Raw genomic sequence first — 16,707 nt, forward strand, 5'->3', positions numbered from 1 at the left:
GATATCCGTCTCACCCCAGGAAGAGAGAACCCCATGCTCCGCTCGCTCTACTCCGGAATCTCCGGCCTCCGCTCACACCAGACCATGCTCGACGTCACCGGCAACAACATCGCGAACGTCAACACGGCCGGGTTCAAGGGCTCGTCCGTGCTGTTCCAGGATTCGCTGTCACAGCTCGTCGGCAACCCCGGCATCCCCGACGACGAGGTCGGCGGTCGCAACCCCGCCCAGGTCGGTCTCGGTGTGCAGGTCGCCGGTGTCCGGACCAACTTCGCGCAGGGTTCCGCTCAGGCGACCGGCCGCGGAGGTGACCTGATGATCTCGGGCGATGGATTCTTCGCCGTCCGCTCGGGTGGCGAGACCCTGTACACACGCGCAGGCGGATTCTCGTTCGACCCCACGGGCAAGATGGTCACCGCCGACGGCTCTGTGGTGCAGGGGTGGTCCGCCCAGGACGGCGTGGTCAACACCGGGCAGGCGACGGGCAACATCGTGCTCCCGCTCGATGCGGTGTCGCCCGCGAAGGCGACGACCGAGGCGACCGTCACCGGCAACCTTCCGTCGACGGCAGCGACCGGCGATGAGCTGGTGCGCGATGTCACGGTCTACGACGCGCAGGGCACGCCCTCGACGCTCAGCCTGACCTTCACGAAGACGGCGACCGGATGGGACGTCACCGAACCTGCCAGCGGCGCGACCGGGTCGCTGGCCTTCACCGACGGCAAGCAGACCGGAGCAGGCCTCACGCTCGCCGCCGGTGCCGTGAGCGTCGACCTCGGTTCGGTCACCGGCTACGCGGAACTGTCGACGGTCGCGGTGACTGAGCAGGACGGGTCGGCCGCCGGCACCCTGAAGTCATACAGCATCACGGGCGACGGATCCATCGTCGGCACGTTCAGCAACGGTGCGACCCAGACGCTCGGCAAGATCGCCATGGCGACGTTCGCCAACCCCGAGGGGCTCGAGAAGGCCGGTGGCACGGCCTACCGGGCGTCCGTCAACTCCGGTGCCGTGCGCATGGGCGAGCCGGGACAGGCCGGATTCGGCGACCTCGTCTCGGGCGCGCTCGAGATGAGCAACGTCGACCTCTCGCAGGAGTTCACCAACCTGATCGTCGCGCAGCGTGGCTTCCAGGCCAACGCGCGCATCATCACGACCAGCGACGAGGTCCTTCAGGAGCTCACCCAGCTGAAGCGTTGATACCGACGGACCCGGCGCCTTCTCACGGCACCGGGTCCGTGCGGAACGACCCGGTGGCTCGGGGTGCGCGGCGTCGAGACGCGAAGGGGCATGCGCAACCCCTGGCGCCGGAGTCGGGCGGGCGAGATGCTGAGGCCATGCGCTTCGTCCTGCGGTACCCCGTGATCATCATCACCGCCCTGGTCCTCGCGGGGGTGCTCACTCTGCACCTCGTCGGCACGGACGCCGTCGGACGATGGGCGGCGACTGCCTATGTCGGAGCATTCGTCCTGTGGACACTCTTCAGAATGGTGCGGGATGTGCTCCGCGGCCATGTCGGGCTCGACATCCTCGCGGTCGTGGCGATGGTCGCCACTCTCGCAGTCGGAGAGTACATCGCGGCGCTCATCATCGTCCTGATGCTCTCCGGCGGTGAGGCGCTCGAGCAGGTCGCGGGCCGCCGGGCGAAACGGGATCTCTCGGCGTTGCTGGATCGGTCTCCGCGCATCGCCCATGTCCTCGTGGATCCGCTGGCACCCGACTCAGAGGAAGTTCGGGATGTCGCGGTCGACCGTGTGTCGGTCGGAGACACGCTGCTGGTGCGTCCCGCCGAGATCGTGCCGATCGACGGCATCCTGCTCTCGGAGGCGGGGGAGTTCGACGAATCGTCGCTCACCGGGGAGAGCATGCCGGTGGTGCGCGACTCCGGGGGCGAGGTGCTGTCCGGAGCGATCAACGGAGCACGGGCGGTTCGAATCCGCGCACTGCGCTCGAGCGCCGACAGTCAGTACCAGCAGATCGTCGCGCTGGTGCACGCAGCCGAAGAATCGCACGCCCCCGTCGTGCGTCTCGCGGATCGCTTCGCGATTCCGTTCACCGCAGTCGCACTCGTGCTGGCCGGCACCGCATGGGCGATCTCCGGCGACTCGACGCGGTTCGCCGAGGTGCTCGTGCTCGCCACCCCGTGTCCTCTCCTCATCGCGGCGCCCGTGGCATTCCTCGGCGGGCTCTCCCGTGCGGCCAAGACCGGTGTGATCATGAAGGGCGGTGCGGTGATCGAGCAGCTGGCTCGCGTGCGGTCCGCGGCCTTCGACAAGACGGGCACCCTCACCCAGGGGCGCCCCGACCTCGTCGCTGTGCGACCCGCCTCGGGGATCGATGCAGACGAACTGCTGATGCTCGCGGCATCCGCCGAGCAGTACTCATCACATGTGCTCGCCGAAGGAATCCGCCGCGCCGCTGCCGAACGTCGGCTCGTTCTACATCGCTCCGACGACGCGAGCGAGGTCGCGACCAACGGCGTCGTGGCCGTCATCGACGGTCGCACCGTCGTCGTCGGCAAGCCCGCATTCGTCGCATCGCTCGCCCCTGACACTGTGCGCGCGACGCTCGGAACGGGCGAAGCCGCGGCCTACGTGGCGATCGACGGGCGGTTCGCGGGCGTCCTCGTCCTCGCGGATGCGCCGCGACCGGAGGCGGCCGCGGTCGTGTCCTGGCTCCGCGCTCACGGGATCGAACGCATCATGATGCTGACCGGAGACGCCCGGTCGACCGCGGATTCCGTCGCGGGCGCGGTCGGGATCGACGATGTCCACGCAGAGGTCCTCCCGCCCGAGAAGGTCCGGCTTGCCGCCGACCTCCGTCCGCGACCGATGATGATGGTCGGCGACGGAGTCAACGACGCGCCGGTGCTGGCGGCCGCCGACATCGGGGTGGCGATGGGCGCGCGAGGGGCGACGGCCGCGGGCGACGCTGCAGACGTCGTCATCCTCGTCGATTCGCTGACGAAGGTCGTCGATGCGGTCGCCGTCGGACGACACACGCTGCGGGTTGCGCTCACTGCGATCTGGATCGGCATCGGGCTGAGCGTGGGGCTCATGCTCATCGCGATGACAGGAATCATCCCGGCAGTCGCGGGTGCTCTCGTCCAGGAAGCCGTCGACCTTGCGACGATCCTCTATGCGCTCCGCGCACTGGGAGGTCCGCCCACCGGACTCGTCACGGATGTGACCTCACCCCGCGGCGCCATCCGCTAGGACGCGAGCACCGCCCGGGGTCGAGCGTGTCGCCATGCGACCCGCCGGTGGTTACCGGGGGCGGGCCGCGTCGCGATAGTCGGCGCAGACTTCCCCCTCTCGTCCGAAGCCCGGAGACCCCACCCGATGATCATCGTCACCCGCCTCGACCGCACCCGGTTCGCGGTGAACCCCGACCTGATCGAACGCATCCAGGCGTCACCGGACACGACGCTGCACATGGTCGACGACCGTGTATACGTCGTGGTGGAGGACCTGGACGTCGTGATCGACCTGATCGTCGCGTACCGCGCTCGCGTCCTCGGTGCGGCCCACTCGCTGACCTCGCAGACGGGGGCGTGACGTGGATCCCGCGTTCATCATCGGAGTGATCCTCGCGTTCGGCGCCCTGGTGGCGATGATCACGATGGAGGGCGCGAGCTTCGAGGCTCTGCTCATCCCCGCGCCGATGATCCTGGTGCTCGGCTCGACGATCGGCGTGGGCATCGCCAGCCACACTCTGCGTGACACGATCCTCGCGGTGAAGAGCCTGGGCCGCATGGTGCGCGGACCGAAGTCGACGCCCGAGGCGGTCATCCCGTTCCTCGTGGGCTACGCCGAGAAGGCGCGCGGCGAGGGGCTGCTCGCGCTCGAGCAGGAGCTCGACAGCGCACCGGACGACTTCACCAGACAGGCACTCCAGGCTCTCGCGGACGGAACCGATGCGGAGGATCTCCGCATGGTGATGGACGACGAGATCGCCGCTGCGTCGTCGCGAAGCCGTATCGCGTCGAAGTTCTTCGGCTCGTTGGGCGGGTATGCGCCGACGATCGGCATCGTCGGCACGGTCGTCTCACTGACGCATGTGCTCGAGAAGCTCGACGAACCCGATCACCTCGGTCCGATGATCGCCGCGGCCTTCGTCGCGACGCTCTGGGGCCTGCTCTCGGCGAACTTCATCTGGAACCCGATCGCCGGACGACTCGGCCGGATCGGAGCCGTCGAACTCGAGCGGATGACCCTCGTGTCCGAGGGGATGCTCGCGATTCAGGCCGGCAGCGCACCCCACCTCCTGCAGGAGCGCCTCGAGGCGCTGTCGACCGTCAAGCCCAAGGCCGGCAAGCAGAAGCGGGAGTCGGAGACGGCAGAGGGCATGCAGTGAGCGCAGCCCGTCGAGCTCGCGGTCGCGGGCATGAGGATGACTCGCACGACGAGCCGGACGAGCGCTGGGCCGTCTCGTACGCCGATATGGTCACCGTGCTGATGTGCCTGTTCATCGTGCTGTTCGCGGTGTCGAACGTCGACAAGACGAAGTTCGAGATGCTCGCGAACAGCCTGGCGACGGGGTTCGGACAGGAGAGCACCGAGGGGGGTGCCGACAGTGCGGAGGGCATGATCGTGCCGCCCGAGCTGCAGGACGACGACGGCGTGGTCGACCTCGCCGCCCGCGCAGAGACCGAGTTCGAGTCGCTCGTGGGCCTGCGTGATCGCATGAGCACGTCGCTGGCCGCCCAGGGACTGCAGGACACCGTGCAGTTCGTGATCGACGACAGAGGACTCCAGGTGGGACTCGTCGGCGCCGAGACCTTCTTCGCCGACAACAGCACCGACCTCTCGGCGAAGGCGAATGCCGTGCTCGACAACATCGGAGACGTGCTGGCCACGGTCGACAACCCCGTCAGCGTCGAGGGGCACGCCGACCACAGGGTTTCGGCCGCCCCGTTCCCGACCAACTGGGAGCTCTCGGGAGGTCGCGCGACCCAGGTGGCTCGATTCCTCGTCGAGCACGAGGGCCTGGGTGGGCCGCGCGTGAAGGCGACCGCGTTCTCCGACACCCGCCCCATCGTGCCCGGCGACAGCCCCCAGGCACTCGCCAGCAACCGCAGAGTCGACATCGTCGTCGAGTCGAACGAGGAAGAGCAGGTGAGAGCGCTGATCCCTGCGCTCGCGGCTGCCGCGAACAAATGAGCACTCACGTGAACACCACCGTTGAGGAGACCGTCATGACCGTATCCGCTGTGCTCGACGACCCTGCCGTGCGCTACCCGGCCTACGATTTCGGACGCCCCGCCCAACTCGGACGCGAGAGCACCCGGCACCTCGAGGCGGCGTTCGAGTCGTTCGCCCGGCTGTGGTCGTCGCAGCTGACAGACAAGATCCGCGTGCGGGCGCACCTCGCGCTCGAGAGTGTCGACCTGGTGTCGTACGAGGAGTACTCCGATACGCTCCCCGGCACGACGGCCATGGTCGCGGGGTCGTTCGCCGATCGCGATGAGCCGTGCGTCGTGCAGTTCGGCCTCGACAGCGCCCTGCTCTGGGTCGTGCAGATGATGGGCGGCAGGAACACGTCTCTTCCGGCATCCCGCACCTTCACGCCGATCGAACTCGCTCTCGTCCGCAACCTGATGGAGGGCACGTTCGAGCACCTGCACGCCAGCCTCGGCGCCCTTCTTCCCGGGGCGCCGCGATTCAGCGCAGTGCATTACAACCCCCAGTACATGCAGGTCATCTCCGCCACGGCCGCGGTGATCGTCGCCCGCTACACGATGCGGCTGGGGGACTCGGAGTCGACGGCGACCGTCATGCTGCCCGCGTCGGCAGTGGTCGATCGACTTGCGGCGACGGAATCGGATTCCGCCTCCGCTCATTCAGCCGATCACACCCTCGAGCAGGTGCGCAGCACCCCGTTGGAGCTGACCCTGCGTCTCGCCCCCATCACGATCGGCACCGGCGAGATCCTCGATCTCGCCCCGGGCGACCTGCTGCGCCTGCCGCACCCCGAGACACGGCCCTACGAGCTCATGGCGGGACAGACCCGAATCGCCCTCGCCACGCCCGGCAGCAGGGGCTCACGCCTCACCTGCAAGATCACGACCACCCATGAGGAGACCCACTGATGAGCACCTTCCACGAGACCGCCATCGCCGCGGCGATCGCCGGCAAGCTGCCGTTCGGCTACCCCGTGATCCCGGCCCCCTCGACAGACCCCGGTGCGTCGGGAGATGCGGTCGTCGTCACCTTCACCGGCAGCCCCGGCGCGCGTCTCGCGATCCAGATCGTCGACCCGTCACAGCTCGAGGACGGCTCGAAGAACGCGCCCCTCACCGATCGACTGCACCCGATCTTCGAGGCGGCCACCGCCGTGCTCGGCAGCGGCTCGCTCGGAGACGGCGCGCTGATCGCCGCCACGGACGTCTTCACTGACGCGGGCACGCAGGTGTTCGACATGGTCGACGCCGACGGCAGCGTCGTGGCGCGTGCAGCCGTGCGCATCGACGGCGCCCGATCTGCCACGGCAGCGGGGCCTCAGCGGTTGAACCGCATCGCGGGCGTCGAGATGGAACTCGTGGTCGAGATCGGACGCACGCGGATGCCGGTGCGCGACGTGCTCTCACTCGAACCGGGGCGTGTGGTGGAGCTCGATCGCGCCGCCGGCTCACCGGCAGACATCAAGCTGAACGGTCGCCTGATCGGCCACGGCACCGTCGTGGTCGCCGAGGGCGACTTCGCCATCCGCGTCGAGCGCATCCTCGACGGCGCCGAGACGGTCTGACCATGGACGACATCCTGGTCGCGCTCCGCGCGATCGTGGCGCTCGGAGCGGTGCTCGGACTGCTGCTCTTCCTGAGCCGTCGCCTGCAGAAGTCGCAGGCGAAGGGTGTGAGCCCACTGGCCGGACTGATGCCGAAGAGGCTCGCCAAGCTGTCGGAGCTCGTGCCTTCGCGTCCCGTGACCGCCCCGCGCGCGCGGCCGGAGAAGATCACCGTGGTGGCGCGGTCGGGCATCGGGGGCAAGGCCCAGCTCGTGGTGGCCGAGTTCGGCGGCATCCGCTACGTGCTCGGCGTGACCGAGCATGGGATCAACGTCGTCGACACCCAGGAGGCTCCTGCGCTGGCAGAGGAGATCCCCGCAGAGGAGGAGCGCTCCGTCGTCTCCGAGACGCCTGACGACATCGTAGACCGCGCGTTGCGCTCGGTCGCCTGACGGCATTCACCCCGTCGTCGGTCGCGGTTACGAGCACCTCGTCGTGTCGCGATAGTCGATTGCGAGCACGGATCGCTCGACCCTCTGGCTACGGATCGGCCACGTCACCCTTCTTCGGAGTGCCGCCGTGCCCGTACCCGCCGCAGTCGCCGCGTCGCCTTCAGCGCGCGCCCCGCGACTGTCGCGTCGTGCCTGGGTGATCCTCGGCGCCGTCCTGGTCGTCGCCACGGCGCTGGTGCTGCTGCAGACAGCCGGTGCGCAGGCGGCCACCATGCTGCTTCCGTCGCAGATCGGCGACGGTGACGGCGACAGCGTGACGATCAACGGCATCAACGGCATCAACGGCGCGCCCTCCGACAGCATCATGACGCTGCTGGGCATCACCGTTCTCAGCGTCGCTCCGGCTCTGCTGCTGATGATGTCGAGCTTCACCAAGATCTTCGTCGTGCTCGCCCTCACCCGCAATGCGCTCTCGCTGCCGTCGATCCCGCCGAACCAGGTGCTCGCCGGGCTCAGCCTGTTCCTGACACTGTTCATCATGTGGCCGGTGCTCACCGACATCAACACGGTCGCGGTCGCGCCGTTCACCGACGGTCGGATCGACTTCGGCAGAGCCTTCGAGCTCGCGCAGGAGCCGCTGCGGCAGTGGATGCTCACCTACACCCGCGAAGAGGACATCGCCCTCATGCATCGGGCGGCGCAGATGGAGAACCCCACCGATGCCGCCAGCATCCCGCTGCAGACCCTCGTGCCGGCGTTCATGATCAGCGAGCTGCGCGCCGCCTTCCTGATCGGGTTCATCATCTTCGTCCCCTTCCTCGTGATCGACCTCGTCGTCGCCAGCGCTCTGATGTCGATGGGCATGATGATGCTCCCGCCGGTCATGATCTCACTGCCGTTCAAGATCCTGCTGTTCCTGCTCATCGACGGCTGGGGCATGGTCATCACCGCGCTCGTCCAGTCATACAACGGGGGCGGCTGATGAACCCGGAGGCTGTCATCGACATCGGCCAGGCGGCGCTGATCGTGGGAGCGAAGCTCTGCGCGCCCCTGCTCATCACCGCCCTCGTGGTGGGATTCGCGATCTCGCTGCTGCAGTCCATCACCCAGGTGCAGGAGATGACCATCTCGTTCGTGCCGAAGCTCGTGGCCGTCGGCATCGCCCTGCTCGTGACCGGGCACTGGATGATCGCCGAGATGATCGCCTTCACGAACGAGATGTTCGCGCGGATCCCGTCGCTGCTGAACGGCGGCTGATGAACATCCCCATCGACTTCACGTGGCTGGAGGCGACGTCCCTCGCATGCGTGCGGATCACGGCCTTCCTGGTGCTGGCCCCGCCGTTCAGCCACGGCACGATCCCGATGCGGGTCCGTGCGATGCTCGGCGTCGGACTCGCTCTCGCCGTGTCGCCCGTGGTGACGGCAGGCTACGAGCGCCTCGACACCGGAGCCTTCATGCTCGCCCTGGCAGGTCAGGCCCTGACAGGGGCGCTCCTCGGCTTTCTCGTGATGGTGCTCTTCAGCGCGATCCAGGGAGCGGGGCACCTGGTCGACACCTTCGGCGGGTTCCAGCTGGCGCAGGCGTTCGACCCCGGCATGGCGATCAACGGCGCCCAGTTCACACGACTGTTCCAGATGACGGCGATCATGCTGCTGTTCGCCTCGGATGGATACCAGCTCGTGCTCGGAGGCCTGTTCCGATCGTTCGACGCGGTGCCGGTCACCGGGATGATCGACCTCGCCCGACCGGCGGAGGCACTCGTGGGCGCTGCGGGACAGATGATGCTCAGCGCCGTGCAGATCGCAGGCCCGCTGCTCATCGTCCTCTTCCTCGCCGATGTCGGGCTCGGACTGGTCAGCCGTGTCGCGCCGGCGCTGAACGCGTTCGCGATGGGCTTCCCGATCAAGATCGGCCTCACGCTGCTGCTCGTCGGGTTCGTCTACGCGGCGCTGCCCAGTGTGGTCGCGGTCATCGCGGAGGAGGCCGCGAGGCTGCTGTTGGGGGTGACGCGATGAGCGAGTCCGACAGCGGCGAGCGCTCCGAGAAGGCGACCGAGCGTCGCCTGAAGGAGGCGAGGAAGAAGGGTCAGATCGGCCGCAGCCAGGACTTCACCGCCTGGGTCTGCATCGCGGCCGCCGCCGTGATGATGGTGCCGACGATCGCCTCGGGCACACAGGTCGTCACCGAGCTCTTCCTCGCTGTGACACCCGTCGCGATGAACCCCACCGACGATGCGGCCCTGGACGTGCTCGGCTCGGCGATCGCGTCGCTCGGCGGCATTCTGCTTCCGATGCTGGTGGTGGTGCTGCTCGCCACGACGGCCACGGCTGTCGCCCAGGGCGGCATCCATCTGCGGGGTGTGACGATGCGCACCGAGCAGTTCAACATCGTGTCGGGCATGAAGCGGGTCTTCGGGCAGCAGGCGCTCTGGGAGGGCGCCAAGGCACTGCTGAAGACGGTCGCGATCGGTCTCGCGCTCTGGATCGTCGTCTCGGGGCTCGTGCCCGTGCTCATGGCGAGCGGCAGCCACAACATCACCTGGCTGCTCGAGCAGGCGGCCGGGGGAGCGGTCGCGCTCCTGCAGGTCGCCGTCGCTGTGGGCATCCTGCTGGCCGCGATCGATGTGGCCGTGGTGATGCGACGCAATCGCAAGCACACCCACATGACGAAGAACGAGGCCAAGGACGACCACAAGAAGAGTGAGGGCGACCCGCTCGTGCGATCCCAGCGTCGTTCCCGTCAGCTCGCCATGAGCCGCAATCGCATGATCGCCGCGGTCGGCGACAGCGATGTCGTTCTCGTGAACCCCACGCACGTCGCGGTCGCGCTGCGGTACGAGCCGGGCAAATCGGCCCCTCGGGTGGTGGCGAAGGGTGCGGGAATAGTCGCGCAGAAGATCCGCGAGAGGGCGGAGGAGGCCGGCGTTCCGATGATCAAGGACATCCCGCTCGCGCGCGCGCTGCACTCGGCCTGCGAGATCGGGCGGGAGATCCCCGAAGAGCTCTACACCGCCGTCGCCCAGGTGCTCGCCTTCATCGAGCATCTCAAACGACGAGGGTCAGCCAGAGGGACGCACACGATGCCCTTCGCGAGCACCAGGGACCGCGGCCTCTGAGCCGGGGCCGCGAAGAGAACGAGCAGAGAGCATGAGAAGGCGAGACGCATGATCGGTCAGCTGTTGTCCAAGGCGACGGTGCCCGTCGGGGTGGTGGGCATCATCCTCCTGCTCATCGTGCCCATCCCGACCGGGCTCCTCGACGTCCTCATCGTCCTGAACATCTCGTTCGCGCTGTTGATCCTGCTCACGGCGATGTTCGTGAAGAAGCCGCTCGACTTCTCGGTCTTCCCCAGCCTGCTGCTCGTCGCGACGCTCTTCCGGCTCGGTCTGAACGTCGCATCGACGCGTCTCGTGCTCAGCGAGGCGCATGCGGGTCAGGTGATCCAGGCGTTCGGACAGATCACGATCAGCGGGTCCCTCGTGATCGGTGCGGTGATCTTCCTCATCCTCACCGTGATCCAGTTCGTCGTCGTCACCAAGGGTGCAGAACGCGTCGCCGAGGTGGGGGCTCGATTCACCCTCGATGCCATGCCGGGCAAGCAGATGGCGATCGACGCCGATCTGAATGCCGGACTGATCACCGACGCCGAGGCGCGCAAGCGGCGAGCCGAGGTGGCGGCGGAGGCCGACTTCTACGGTGCGATGGACGGTGCGTCGAAGTTCGTCAAGGGTGACGCGATCGCGGGCATCGTGATCGTCGTCATCAACTTCGTCGGCGGCATCATCATCGGCATGGTGCAGCACGGAATGGAGGTCGGCGACGCGCTCGAGACCTACAGCATCCTGACGATCGGCGACGGTCTGGTCACCCAGATCCCCGCGCTGCTGATGGCCGTGTCCACCGGCATGATCGTGACTCGCGAGAACGCCGAGTCCGAGATGGGGCAGGCGGCCGGCCGCCAGCTCATGCAGTCGCGCAACGCTCTCGTGATCACGGGACTCGCGGCCATCGCCATGGGCTTCATCCCCGGGATGCCCCTGGTGATCTTCCTGGCGATCGGGGCGGTGCTGCTGTTCGCGGCATCCCGCGTCAAGGCGAACGAAGACCGCGATGCCGCGCTCGAAGCCGATGCGCTGCAGCAGGAGGCCGTCGAGGCCGGGGCGGAGGGGCCGGAAGAGCTCATGGACAGGATGCGCGTTCATGCTCTCGAGATCTCGCTGTCTCCTGACATCGTCGACCTGGCGTCCGGGGGAGCAGGGGACCTGCTCACCCGGGTGAAGTCCCTTCGTCGCAAGCTCGCTCTCGACATCGGCATCCTGATGCCGCCGGTCCGCACCCGCGACAACATCGATCTGCCGGCGCAGACGTACTCGATCCTGGTCGCCGGGGTCGAGGCCGGGCGCGGCTCGGTCCCGCGGGGACACGTGCTCGCGATCGGCACGGGGCTCGAGCAGCTTCCCGGCACGGCCGTGGTCGACCCCGTGTTCGGTCTCGAGGGCAAGTGGGTGCCCGCCGAGATGTCGCACGCCGCCGACATGGCCGGTGCGACGGTGATCGATCGGGCCAGCGTGATCATCACACACCTCTCGGACATCGTGCAGAGTCAAGCCGATCGGCTGCTCTCTCTCGAAGACGTGCGCCAGCTCACCGAGCACCTGAAGCAGTCCAGCCCGGCGACGGTCGAGGAGCTCACGCCGGCCGTGCTGTCGCTCGCCGCGATCCAGCGTGTGCTGGCGGGACTTCTCGCCGAGCGTGTGCCGATCAACGACCTCGCCCGCATCTACGAGGCGCTCGCCCTTCGAGGCAAGATCTCGACCGAGACCGCGGGGCTGATCGATGCGGCGAGGGCAGCGCTCGGACCGGCTGTGGCCGCACGTTTCGCGGAGGACGGGCGGATCCGTGTCGTCATGTTCGATCCGATGCTCGAACAGCAGATGCTCGAGGGGATGCGGGTCGTCGACGGTCATCCGCAGATCGTGCTGACGCCGGAGTCGACCATGCAGGTGCTCGAGAACGTGCGGCGCACCGTCGCCGAGCTCGAGCAGGTGGGTCCGGAACCGGTGCTCGTGTGCGCTCCATCCCTCCGTCAGGCCGTGCGTCGCATGGTGTCGTCGCAGGTCAGCGGCCTTCCCGTGCTGTCATACGACGAGGCGGCGGCAGGCGGCCTCGCGACCGATGTGGTCGGAGTGGTGCGCATGACGCAGTCGGCGCTCCCGAGTGCCGCGGTGTAGCGCCGGATTCTGCTCATTTACGAGCTGAGTGCGATACGTTTGTGAGCAGAGGGCGCACCGGCGCTCACGCCATGGAAGGCAGACGACGCATGCTGGTACTCACGAGACGCGCCAACGAGAGCATCGTGATAGGCGACGACATCACCGTCACCATTCTCGCGGTGACGCCCAGCGGCGTGCGCGTCGGCATCGATGCTCCTCGGGACAAGCGCATCAACCGCGCCGAGATCGTCCTCGCTGTCAGCGATGCGAACCAGGAGGCCGTGCAGACATCCTCCGACGAGTCCGCAGAGGCGGCTCTCCTCAGCATCCTGGGACGAACGCCCCCCGCTCCCTGAACCGGCGCTCCGAGCGTCATCTCCCTGCACTCGGAGTTACTGGCCCGCTCCTTGTCGCGATAGTCGTGAATGTGACGGGCGATCCCGTCATGGAAACCGTGACATGACGAGGTGACGAATCGTGGCCGCTCACGACCTGAGCATGCAACTGATGCGAGAGCGCGACCTTCTCGAGGTGCTGCTCTTCAAGCTCGACGAGCAGCAGATGCTTCTCGCGACCGGACGCAACCGTTGGATCCACCATGCGGCGAACGAGATCGAGCGGGTCCTCGCGGCCATGCCGACCGTCGCCCTCTCGCGTGACACCCTGGTCATCGCGGTGGCAGACGAATGGGGCGTGCCAGAGGTCACGACGCTCCGCGATCTGATCGCGGCAGCGCCGACCGATGCATGGCGAGAGATCCTCTCGGGCCACCTGGAGGCCATGACGACGCTCGCCGACGAGATCGGCGACATGAAGAAGGTCAACGAGCAGCGTCTGCGCACCGCCATCCGTGTGACCCAGGAGACGATCGCGGGTCTCGGCGTTCCGACCGGCGAGTACGACACGCACGGCGACGTGGTCCGCGGCGGGGACGCCCGACTGCTTGACACGAGGGTGTGAACCGGAGATGTCTTCATTCTCAGGGCTCCGCCTCGCAGAATCCGCGCTGTCGGCGGCACGAGCGGGCATGACCGTGACCGGCCAGAACATCGCCAATCAGGCCACCCCCGGCTACACACGTCAACGCGTGGAGCAGACGTCGTTCTCGGCGCCCGGGCAGACGGGCCTCTGGCCATCGGGACTCGGCATCGGCGGCGGCGTCGGCGTGACCGGGATCGCGCGTCTCGGCGACGACATCCTCGACGCCCGCGTCCGCGATGCCCTGTCGACGTCGGGCTTCTGGGGCGCTCGTGCGACGGCCGCGAGCAGCGCGGAAGGGGTGATGGCCGAACCGACCAAGGACGGTCTCGCGGCGAACCTCGATCGCTTCTGGGCCGGTTGGTCCGACCTCGCCAACACGCCGGACTCGGCGGCGGCGCAGGTCGTGCTCACGAACGCCAATGTGCTCATCGGACAGATCGCTGCGGGATACCAGACGATCGCCGGACAGTGGAGCGACATGCGCGGACAGGTCGACAGTCAGCTCGCCGACGTCAATGCCGTCGCGGGTCAGGTGGCCTCGCTCAACGGGCAGATCAGGGATGCGCTGCAGTCCGGTCGCAACGCCAATGAGCTGATCGACCAGCGCAACGTCCTCGCCCAGCAGCTCGCGACCGCGGTCGGTGCGAAGGGCAACGTCGAGGCGGACGGAACCCTCACTCTACGCATCGACGGCAACGCGCTCGTGTCGCGCGACAGCAGCCGAGCGCTCTTGGCGAGCGGGCCGCGTGACATCGCCGACGCCGGTCGGATCACCGTCGCGTGGGCCGATCGACCGGGGCTGGCAGTGCCGATCACAGGCGGCGTCGTCGGAGGCACGATCAGCGCCCTCGCCCCTGCGTCCGATGGAGGCACGCTCGCCGGCGTCGCAGCGGCGTACAACGAGACGGCGACGGCGCTCGCGACCGCCGTGAACGACGTGCACCGCACGGGTGCCACCCCGTCTGGGGGTGCCGGTGGCGACTTCTTCGCGCTCAACGGCGCGGGCCCGGCCGCTCTCGGCCTCAGTGTGGTTCCCACCGGCCTCGACCAGCTGGCCCTGGCGGCACCGGGAGCCGGAGCCAAGGACACGACGATCGCCGACCGCATCAGCGCACTCAGCGCATCGGCGACGGGGCCCACCAAGACCTGGTCGACCTTCGTCACCGGGTTCGCGGTATCCGTCGCAGGCGATCTGCAGCGCGCCGACATCGCCGACATGGGAGCTGTCGCGGCGGTCACCGCCCAGCAGTCGAACTCGTCGGTGGACGGCGATGAGGAGACGATCAACCTCCTGACCTACCAGACGGCCTACCAGGCAGCGGCTCGTGTGCTCACCGCTGTCGACGAGGCACTGGACCTGTTGATCAACCGCACCGGCCTCGTCGGCCGCTGACTCTGGGGAGAGTGAACATGATCGGTCGTATCACCAGCAGCACCATGACGCAGCAGTCCCTGCGGACGCTGCAGACCAACCTCGCAGACCGCGAGCGTCTGCAGAATCAAGCGGCTTCGCAGCGCTCCTTCCGCTCGCCGAGCGAAGACCCCGCTGCCGCGGCCACTGCGCTCGGCGTGCACGGCGACCAGGCGCGCGTCGCGCAGTTCGCTCGCAACCTCAGTGACGGGATGGCGTGGGTCACCACTGTCGACACAGCTCTCGGGGCCAGTGCCGACCTGCTCAATCGCGCGCGGGATCTGACCGCTCAGGGTGCCAACTCCGGGGCGCTCAGCCCGACTGCGCGCGAATCGATCGCGCAGGAGCTGGAGTCGATCAGCGCGGAGCTGCTCGCCAAGGCGAACACGAGGGTGCTCGGTCGGAGCGTCTTCGCAGGCACGAGCGACGGGGGATCCGCGTTCGATCCGACCACCTTCACCTTCAACGGCGGGCCGGGCGACGGGGTGCACCGCCGCATCAGCGACAACGAGACCGTGCGCGTCGACTTCGACGGCTCGCAGGCGTTCGGCGAAGGTGCCGGCAGCGCGTTCGCCCTGCTGAACGACATCGCGGCCGATCTGCGCAGCGGCGTGGAGGTCGGCGCGCGTCTCGGCGACATCGACGCGCGCTTGACGGATGTCACCGCGGCTCGAGGATCGACAGGGGCGCGCCAGGTGCAGATCGAGCGCGCCTCGGCGCAGAACCTCTCCGCATCGATCGACCTCGAAGCCCGCCGCACCGAGGTCGAGAACGTCGACAGCCTCGAGGTGCTCGTGCGACTGCAGTCGGCCGAGCTCGTGTTCCAGTCCGCCCTGCAGGTGACAGCCCGATCGCTGCAGACCAACCTGATGGAGTTCCTGCGATGAGCGCGTCCACCGACCAGAGGGCCGGGGTGCTGGACGTCGAGTTCGCCGCGCCGATGCCAGGGCTCAGCCCGCACACCGCGTTCACTCTCGAGCAGATCGACGGGGCGGAGGGTCTGCATGCACTGCGCGCGACGGGTGCGGATGTGCGGTTGTTCCTCCTCGATCCGGCCTCCGGGGACTACGGCTACGACCCCACGATCCCGGCCGAAGTGCGGGGGCAGATCGGTGCCGCGGACGATTCGGACATTCGGGTGTTCGTCGTGGCGAACCCTTCGGCCGACGGCGTCTACATCAACCTGCGCGCTCCGATCCTCATCCACGCCGAGTCCGGCCGTGCGGTGCAGGTGATCCTCGAGGATCAGCGATACCCGATTCGCGCTCGCCTGGGCGGCTGAGCGGGCTGCTCGTTCGACGGCTCTTCCGTGGGGGTGAATTCTCGGCAAGCAGAGGATTCTGGAATTCACCGCATATACCAAGGAAGAGCGACTATCCTCTGAAGGCACAGGCTGGGGTACTGGCGGGATCCCGGCGTCGTCGCAGGAGATCGGGGCCTGGGGCGCGTCACGGATGCGGTTGGTAGGGGTACAGCGCACGGCGCTCGGTGACGAGCGACATTCCATGGGACGGAAGACAACATGAGCACATCAAGGACGCTCGAGACGAATCGTGTGAGCAAGCGGGAGTTCGTGCAGAGGTTCGCACGGCGCGGCGGCATCTCGGTTCAGGCGGCACAGACTGCATACACGGCGATGATCGACGAGCTCCTCGACCTCGTCGGCAAGGGCAACACGGTCACGCTCACGAATTTCGGAAAGTTCTATCCGCAGACGCACAAGGGGCATCGTGTGCAGTTCGCGAAGGACGACGGAGACGCCGAGGTCAACGACTACACGGTGCTGAAATTCTCTGCGACTCGAGAGGTGAACCGTCGAGTCAAGGTGAACGACTAGTCATCGTTATCTGAACGTAAACGAGAATCCCCGGGGGTTTTGGCCTCCGGGGATCTTTTGTGCCCGTCTCGCCCCTAGCATGTAG

Annotated in this window: 19 protein-coding genes; all 19 read left to right on the forward strand. The window is 67.8% G+C overall.

From position 1 onward, the window contains the following. The coding region (locus tag QMA07_RS05695) for a flagellar hook protein FlgE (protein ID WP_356762404.1) at nt 1-1,200 on the forward strand (1,200 nt) is incomplete at its 5' end. Between the two features lie 137 nt (nt 1,201-1,337). Then, a complete protein-coding gene (locus QMA07_RS05700) occupies nt 1,338-3,215 on the forward strand; it encodes a heavy metal translocating P-type ATPase (protein WP_290160535.1) in 1,878 nt (625 codons plus the stop codon). Nucleotides 3,216-3,341: 126 nt separating this feature from the next. Then, nucleotides 3,342-3,557 (forward strand): flagellar FlbD family protein, encoded by a 216-nt coding sequence (locus tag QMA07_RS05705; protein WP_290160536.1) that lies wholly within the window; start codon nt 3,342-3,344, stop codon nt 3,555-3,557. Nucleotide 3,558: 1 nt separating this feature from the next. Further along, nucleotides 3,559-4,356 carry a MotA/TolQ/ExbB proton channel family protein gene (locus QMA07_RS05710; RefSeq protein ID WP_290160537.1) on the forward strand — a complete coding sequence of 266 codons (798 nt, stop codon included), beginning with the start codon at nt 3,559-3,561 and terminating at the stop codon, nt 4,354-4,356. Further along, nucleotides 4,353-5,162 (forward strand): flagellar motor protein MotB, encoded by an 810-nt coding sequence (locus tag QMA07_RS05715; RefSeq protein ID WP_290160538.1) that lies wholly within the window; start codon nt 4,353-4,355, stop codon nt 5,160-5,162. Before QMA07_RS05710 ends, QMA07_RS05715 begins: the two co-directional genes overlap by 4 nt. A 35-nt stretch (nt 5,163-5,197) precedes the next feature. Continuing rightward, nucleotides 5,198-6,091 carry a flagellar motor switch protein FliM gene (locus QMA07_RS05720; protein ID WP_290160539.1) on the forward strand — a complete coding sequence of 298 codons (894 nt, stop codon included), beginning with the start codon at nt 5,198-5,200 and terminating at the stop codon, nt 6,089-6,091. Beyond that, entirely contained in the window at nt 6,091-6,747 is a 657-nt protein-coding gene (locus QMA07_RS05725) for a FliM/FliN family flagellar motor switch protein (RefSeq protein ID WP_290160540.1), read from the forward strand. The genes QMA07_RS05720 and QMA07_RS05725 overlap by 1 nt, the downstream gene beginning before the upstream one ends. 2 nt (nt 6,748-6,749) lie before the next feature. Further along, entirely contained in the window at nt 6,750-7,178 is a 429-nt protein-coding gene (locus QMA07_RS05730; protein ID WP_290160541.1) for a flagellar biosynthetic protein FliO, read from the forward strand. 127 nt (nt 7,179-7,305) lie between these two features. Further along, complete coding sequence (fliP, locus tag QMA07_RS05735; protein ID WP_290160542.1) at nt 7,306-8,160, forward strand: flagellar type III secretion system pore protein FliP; 855 nt, start codon at nt 7,306-7,308, stop codon at nt 8,158-8,160. Further along, nucleotides 8,160-8,435, forward strand: a complete 276-nt coding sequence (gene fliQ, locus QMA07_RS05740; RefSeq protein ID WP_042541106.1) for a flagellar biosynthesis protein FliQ — start codon at nt 8,160-8,162, stop codon at nt 8,433-8,435. Before fliP ends, fliQ begins: the two co-directional genes overlap by 1 nt. Further along, on the forward strand, nt 8,435-9,196 hold the full coding sequence (locus QMA07_RS05745) for a flagellar biosynthetic protein FliR (protein WP_290160543.1): 762 nt from the start codon (nt 8,435-8,437) through the stop codon (nt 9,194-9,196). The genes fliQ and QMA07_RS05745 overlap by 1 nt, the downstream gene beginning before the upstream one ends. Next, complete coding sequence (locus QMA07_RS05750; RefSeq protein ID WP_290160544.1) at nt 9,193-10,296, forward strand: EscU/YscU/HrcU family type III secretion system export apparatus switch protein; 1,104 nt, start codon at nt 9,193-9,195, stop codon at nt 10,294-10,296. Before QMA07_RS05745 ends, QMA07_RS05750 begins: the two co-directional genes overlap by 4 nt. 48 nt (nt 10,297-10,344) lie before the next feature. Further along, the gene (locus QMA07_RS05755; protein ID WP_290160545.1) at nt 10,345-12,411 is read left to right on the forward strand and encodes a flagellar biosynthesis protein FlhA; all 2,067 of its coding nucleotides are present in this window, start codon (nt 10,345-10,347) and stop codon (nt 12,409-12,411) included. 89 nt (nt 12,412-12,500) lie between these two features. Further along, on the forward strand, nt 12,501-12,749 hold the full coding sequence (gene csrA, locus QMA07_RS05760; RefSeq protein ID WP_290160546.1) for a carbon storage regulator CsrA: 249 nt from the start codon (nt 12,501-12,503) through the stop codon (nt 12,747-12,749). Nucleotides 12,750-12,870: 121 nt separating this feature from the next. Further along, nucleotides 12,871-13,353, forward strand: coding sequence for a flagellar export chaperone FlgN (gene flgN, locus QMA07_RS05765; protein ID WP_290160547.1), 483 nt, complete (start codon nt 12,871-12,873; stop codon nt 13,351-13,353). A 7-nt stretch (nt 13,354-13,360) separates the two neighbouring features. After that, a complete protein-coding gene (gene flgK, locus QMA07_RS05770) occupies nt 13,361-14,767 on the forward strand; it encodes a flagellar hook-associated protein FlgK (RefSeq protein ID WP_290160548.1) in 1,407 nt (468 codons plus the stop codon). A 17-nt stretch (nt 14,768-14,784) separates the two neighbouring features. Next, entirely contained in the window at nt 14,785-15,672 is an 888-nt protein-coding gene (gene flgL / locus QMA07_RS05775; protein ID WP_290160549.1) for a flagellar hook-associated protein FlgL, read from the forward strand. After that, entirely contained in the window at nt 15,669-16,067 is a 399-nt protein-coding gene (locus QMA07_RS05780; RefSeq protein ID WP_290160550.1) for a flagellar assembly protein FliW, read from the forward strand. Before flgL ends, QMA07_RS05780 begins: the two co-directional genes overlap by 4 nt. A 240-nt stretch (nt 16,068-16,307) precedes the next feature. Next, the gene (locus tag QMA07_RS05785) at nt 16,308-16,622 is read left to right on the forward strand and encodes an HU family DNA-binding protein (RefSeq protein ID WP_140037226.1); all 315 of its coding nucleotides are present in this window, start codon (nt 16,308-16,310) and stop codon (nt 16,620-16,622) included. Nucleotides 16,623-16,707 lie beyond the last annotated feature (85 nt).

Source organism: Microbacterium sp. APC 3901 (assembly GCF_030407765.1).
In the GTDB taxonomy this organism is placed as follows: Bacteria; Actinomycetota; Actinomycetes; order Actinomycetales; family Microbacteriaceae; genus Microbacterium.

Bases quoted from the DNA above. Each gene is read 5' to 3' on its own strand.
- QMA07_RS05700 (WP_290160535.1), top strand. From the start codon at position 1,338: ATGCGCTTCGTCCTGCGGTACCCCGTGATCATCATCACCGCCCTGGTC.
- QMA07_RS05705 (WP_290160536.1), top strand. From the start codon at position 3,342: ATGATCATCGTCACCCGCCTCGACCGCACCCGGTTCGCGGTGAACCCC.
- QMA07_RS05720 (WP_290160539.1), top strand. From the start codon at position 5,198: ATGACCGTATCCGCTGTGCTCGACGACCCTGCCGTGCGCTACCCGGCC.
- QMA07_RS05725 (WP_290160540.1), top strand. From the start codon at position 6,091: ATGAGCACCTTCCACGAGACCGCCATCGCCGCGGCGATCGCCGGCAAG.
- QMA07_RS05730 (WP_290160541.1), top strand. From the start codon at position 6,750: ATGGACGACATCCTGGTCGCGCTCCGCGCGATCGTGGCGCTCGGAGCG.
- fliQ (WP_042541106.1), top strand. From the start codon at position 8,160: ATGAACCCGGAGGCTGTCATCGACATCGGCCAGGCGGCGCTGATCGTG.
- QMA07_RS05745 (WP_290160543.1), top strand. From the start codon at position 8,435: ATGAACATCCCCATCGACTTCACGTGGCTGGAGGCGACGTCCCTCGCA.
- QMA07_RS05750 (WP_290160544.1), top strand. From the start codon at position 9,193: ATGAGCGAGTCCGACAGCGGCGAGCGCTCCGAGAAGGCGACCGAGCGT.
- QMA07_RS05755 (WP_290160545.1), top strand. From the start codon at position 10,345: ATGATCGGTCAGCTGTTGTCCAAGGCGACGGTGCCCGTCGGGGTGGTG.
- csrA (WP_290160546.1), top strand. From the start codon at position 12,501: ATGCTGGTACTCACGAGACGCGCCAACGAGAGCATCGTGATAGGCGAC.
- flgK (WP_290160548.1), top strand. From the start codon at position 13,361: ATGTCTTCATTCTCAGGGCTCCGCCTCGCAGAATCCGCGCTGTCGGCG.
- flgL (WP_290160549.1), top strand. From the start codon at position 14,785: ATGATCGGTCGTATCACCAGCAGCACCATGACGCAGCAGTCCCTGCGG.
- QMA07_RS05780 (WP_290160550.1), top strand. From the start codon at position 15,669: ATGAGCGCGTCCACCGACCAGAGGGCCGGGGTGCTGGACGTCGAGTTC.
- QMA07_RS05785 (WP_140037226.1), top strand. From the start codon at position 16,308: ATGAGCACATCAAGGACGCTCGAGACGAATCGTGTGAGCAAGCGGGAG.